Annotated in this window: 2 tRNA genes and 2 rRNA genes (1 of these 4 running past the window's edge); all 4 read right to left on the bottom strand. The window is 53.2% G+C overall.

What is annotated here, in order from left to right:
• Window positions 1-2,179 (bottom strand): 23S ribosomal RNA (locus tag DXY10_RS04815) (it extends 687 nt beyond the left edge of the window).
• Window positions 2,180-2,583: 404 nt separating this feature from the next.
• Window positions 2,584-2,656 (bottom strand) — tRNA-Ala (locus DXY10_RS04810).
• Between the two features lie 9 nt (window positions 2,657-2,665).
• Window positions 2,666-2,739 (bottom strand) — tRNA-Ile (locus DXY10_RS04805).
• Window positions 2,740-2,923: 184 nt separating this feature from the next.
• A 16S ribosomal RNA gene (locus DXY10_RS04800) occupies window positions 2,924-4,408 on the bottom strand.
• The 16S and 23S rRNA genes sit together here with 2 tRNA genes alongside, the layout of an rRNA operon.
• Window positions 4,409-5,000 lie beyond the last annotated feature (592 nt).

The following is a 5,000-nucleotide window of genomic DNA, read 5'->3' as shown; positions in this document are numbered from 1 at the left end:
TAACGGGTGAACGTTAGAACCCTAGCTCTGAAAGAGTGGTATCTCACCATTGACTCCCTAGTACCCACGAGCACTAGATCAACGTCTCCCACCTATCCTGCGCATTCAGAGCCCGGGCACAATACCAAGCTACAGTAAAGCTTCATAGGGTCTTTCTGTCCGGGTGTATGTAGTCCGCATCTTCACAGACAATTCTATTTCGCCGAGCCTCTCTCCGAGACAGCTCCCAGATCGTTACGCCTTTCGTGCGGGTCGGAACTTACCCGACAAGGAATTTCGCTACCTTAGGACCGTTATAGTTACGGCCGCCGTTCACCGGGGCTTCAGTCGCCAGCTTCGCTTACGCTGACCGGCTTCCTTAACCTTCCGGCACTGGGCAGGCGTCAGCCCCCATACATCGTCTTGCGACTTAGCGGAGACCTGTGTTTTTGGTAAACAGTCGCCTGGGACTCTTCACTGCGACCAGCTCTCGCTGGCACCCCTTCTCCCGAAGTTACGGGGCCATTTTGCCGAGTTCCTTAGAGAGAGTTACCTCGCGCACCTCGGTATTCTCTACCACCCCACCTGTGTCGGTTTCGGGTACTGGCAGTTATGCCTTAACGGGTATAGAGCTTTTCTTGGAAGCATGACATCACCAACTTCGCTGCCGTAGCAGCTCGTACTCACGCCTCAGCTCGGAACGTTTTCGCCGCTCCTCATAGCCTCGAACGCTTGAACCAGTAACCAACATCTGGCTTGGCTAGCCTTCTCCGTCCCTCTTCCCAAAACATAACCGGTACAGGAATGTTGACCTGTTATCCATCGACTACGCCTTTCGGCCTCGCCTTAGGTCCAGACTAACCCTCCGCGGACGAGCCTGCCGGAGGAACCCTTAGGGTTTCGGTGCATGGGATTCTCACCCATGTTTTCGCTACTCAAGCCGACATTCTCACTTCTATGCAGTCCACGCCCGCTCACGCTAACGCTTCACCCCACATAGAACGCTCCCCTACCATAAATCCGCAGCTTCGGTACAACACTTAGCCCCGTTCATTTTCGGCGCAGGATCGCTCGACCAGTGAGCTATTACGCACTCCTTTGAGGATGGCTGCTTCTAGGCAAACCTCCTGGTTGTCTGGGCAATCCCACCTCCTTTATCACTTAGTGTTGATTTGGGGACCTTAGCTGGCGGTCTGGGCTGTTTCCCTCTCGACCATGGAGCTTATCCCCCACAGTCTGACTGCCTCGCTACACACAGGGTATTCAGAGTTCATCTCGATTTGGTACCGCTCTCGCAGCCCGCACCGAAATGGTGGCTTTACCCCCCTGCTGGAGCACGAGACGCTACGCCTCAACGTATTTCGGGGAGAACCAGCTAGCTCCGGGTTCGATTGGCATTTCACCCCTAACCACAGCTCATCCGCTGATTTTTCAACATCAGTCGGTTCGGACCTCCACTTGGTATCACCCAAGCTTCATCCTGGCCATGGTTAGATCACCCGGGTTCGGGTCTATAAACACTGACAAACGCCCTATTCAGACTCGCTTTCGCTATGGCTCCACCATTTCCGGTTTAACCCGCCAGTGCCTATAAGTCGCCGGCTCATTCTTCAACAGGCACACGGTCACCCGATTAGTCGGGCTCCCATTGCTTGTAGGCTCACGGTTTCATGTTCTATTTCACTCCCCTCCCGGGGTTCTTTTCACCTTTCCCTCGCGGTACTGTTTCGCTATCGGTCACACAGGAGTACTTAGCCTTACGAGGTGGTCCTCGCAGATTCACACGGAATTTCACGTGCTCCGTGCTACTCGGGATACAGCTAGGTCAGTTCAGTTTTCGTGTACGGGACTTTCACCCTCTGTGGTGTGCCATTCAAACACTTCCACTAACATCCCTTTTCCACATTGCTGTCCCACAACCCCGATGGTCGAAACCATCGGTTTAGGCTCTTCCCCGTTCGCTCGCCGCTACTCAGGGAGTCGTTTTTACTTTCCTTTCCTCCAGCTACTAAGATGTTTCAGTTCGCTGGGTTGGCTCGTGCCAGCCTATGGATTCAGCTGGCCGTACTAGGGGTTGCCCCATTCGGAAATTCCCGGATCAAAGCGTGTTTCCAGCTCCCCGAGACTTATCGCAGGTAACCACGTCCTTCATCGCCTCTGTGTGCCAAGGTATCCGCCGTGAGCCCTTTGTAGCTTGACCAATTAATCTCCATCACGCTTACCGTCGTTGAAACGGATTCTTCCCCATTCATTGCTGAATTAAGGAATCAAACTCTTTAGTGCTCGACACACTAAAAAGAACGCCATGGAGTCTCGGCTCTTGCTCAAGAATCAAACATCATCCAATTAAGAATGATGCATCCATGAGATGCTTTATTCTTTCCAGACTTCACCTATGCAGTTGTCAAGGTTCTGCTAGACATCAAACTTGGCTGATGATCTCTCACCAGCCAAACTCGAGCCCAGCATCTTATCAACCAAATCAAGAAACTCTTTCCTTGCTTTGGAATGACAGGAAGCTGGGGTCATCCAGCGGACACATCTAAATCACACTCCATCCGAGCTCATACTCCAAATCTTGGAGATGGGGATTGAGTCGGTCAGTGGAGGTTAGGAGACTCGAACTCCTGACATCCTGCTTGCAAAGCAGGCGCTCTACCAACTGAGCTAAACCCCCAACACCGAATGGGCCATCCTGGACTTGAACCAGGGACCTCACCCTTATCAGGGGTGCGCTCTAACCACCTGAGCTAATGGCCCAGGAGTCTCATCCCTTATGGGGTGTGACCTAGACAAAGTTTAGGAACTAAGAATCTCCATGACTCTCTTCAACATCGCTGCTGAATTAGTCACTTCAAAGCTGAGGTACCGATCGACCTAAGGTGACAGGATTTCGGCCTAAGAATAAAATACTCAGACATCAAAATCGTTGTTTGTCTCCCTGTTAGGAGGTGATCCAGCCGCACCTTCCGGTACGGCTACCTTGTTACGACTTCACCCCAGTCATCAGCCCCACCTTCGACGTCCTCCTCCACAAGGGTTGGAGTAACGGCTTCGGGCGTGGCCAACTTCCATGGTGTGACGGGCGGTGTGTACAAGGCCCGGGAACGTATTCACCGCAGTATGCTGACCTGCGATTACTAGCGATTCCTCCTTCACGTAGGCGAGTTGCAGCCTACGATCTGAACTGAGCCACGGTTTATGGGATTTGCTAGCTCTCGCGAGTTTGCTGCCCTTTGTCCGTAGCATTGTAGTACGTGTGTAGCCCAGGATGTAAGGGGCATGATGACTTGACGTCATCCACACCTTCCTCCGGTTTATCACCGGCGGTCTCTCTAGAGTGCCCAACTAAATGCTGGCAACTAAAGACGTGGGTTGCGCTCGTTGCGGGACTTAACCCAACATCTCACGACACGAGCTGACGACAGCCATGCACCACCTGTCACTGCGTTCCCGAAGGCACTCTCCCGTTTCCAGGAGATTCGCAGGATGTCAAACCCTGGTAAGGTTCTTCGCGTTGCATCGAATTAAACCACATACTCCACCGCTTGTGCGGGCCCCCGTCAATTCCTTTGAGTTTCACACTTGCGTGCGTACTCCCCAGGCGGAACACTTAACGCGTTGGCTACGACACCGGAGGGGTCGATTCCCCCGACACCTAGTGTTCATCGTTTACGGCCAGGACTACAGGGGTATCTAATCCCTTTCGCTCCCCTGGCTTTCGTCCATGAGCGTCAGTGATGGCCCAGCAGAGCGCCTTCGCCACTGGTGTTCTTCCCGATATCTACGCATTTCACCGCTACACCGGGAATTCCCTCTGCCCCTACCACACTCTAGCCCAACAGTTTCCACTGCCATGATGGAGTTAAGCTCCACTTTTTAACAGCAGACTTTTTGGGCCGCCTGCGGACGCTTTACGCCCAATAATTCCGGATAACGCTTGCCACTCCCGTATTACCGCGGCTGCTGGCACGGAATTAGCCGTGGCTTATTCCTCAAGTACCGTCAGATCTTCTTCCTTGAGAAAAGAGGTTTACAGCCCAGAGGCCTTCATCCCTCACGCGGCGTTGCTCCGTCAGGCTTTCGCCCATTGCGGAAAATTCCCCACTGCTGCCTCCCGTAGGAGTCTGGGCCGTGTCTCAGTCCCAGTGTGGCTGATCATCCTCTCAGACCAGCTACTGATCGATGCCTTGGTGAGCTCTTACCTCACCAACAAGCTAATCAGACGCGAGCTCATCCTCAGGCGAAATTCATTTCACCTCTCGGCATATGGGGTATTAGCAGCCGTTTCCAGCTGTTGTCCCCCTCCTGAGGGCAGATTCTCACGCGTTACTCACCCGTCCGCCACTAACCCGAAGGTTCGTTCGACTTGCATGTGTTAAGCACGCCGCCAGCGTTCATCCTGAGCCAGGATCAAACTCTCCGTTGTAGATCAATTCCTTTTGATGGTTTTCACTATCGCAAATTGATTTGCATCACCCACATCTCAGCTTCTGCTGGTTGCAGTTGAAGCCTCCTTTCAGCTGACACAGAAAGGGTTCTTAAGAGTGCACTTAGAATCTCTCCTTCGTGACTTTCCAGGATCTCAGATCCGGTCGTTGCTCCACATTGCGCACACCGACAACCTCAAGGCTCGTGAAAACCTTGCTGCTGTAAGCGCAATGCTTCTCTGCAACTAAAAAATTGTTGACGGGACCTCACACCTTTATCGCTCTTCATTCAAAACCTCCCCTCAGCCTCGCAGCCTTGGTTCGGTCCTAAACGCGATAAAAGCGTCAGTTCCTAAACTTTTCGATTGTCCAGGTTCTCGCCTCCCTACTCCCTCTCAGGAGTGGTTCAGCGGCGCGGCCTCGTCAGCCGCTTGAAGAACTTACAACACCGTGGGATCGCTCCCTTGACGCTGTCGTAAGCACCACAGACACCAAAGGCTCTCGCCCTCACTCCTGTGGTCCGCGCGCTCGCCTCTCGGCTCCCGCGCAGTCCAAAACCATAACCCACAACTCACCCAACTCGCAAGCCCT

Origin of the sequence: Synechococcus sp. UW140 (assembly GCF_900474295.1) — a bacterium.
Lineage (GTDB): Bacteria > Cyanobacteriota > Cyanobacteriia > PCC-6307 > Cyanobiaceae > Synechococcus_C.
The sequence above is the reverse complement of the archived record's forward strand: the minus strand, read 5'-3'. Positions and strand labels throughout refer to the sequence as shown.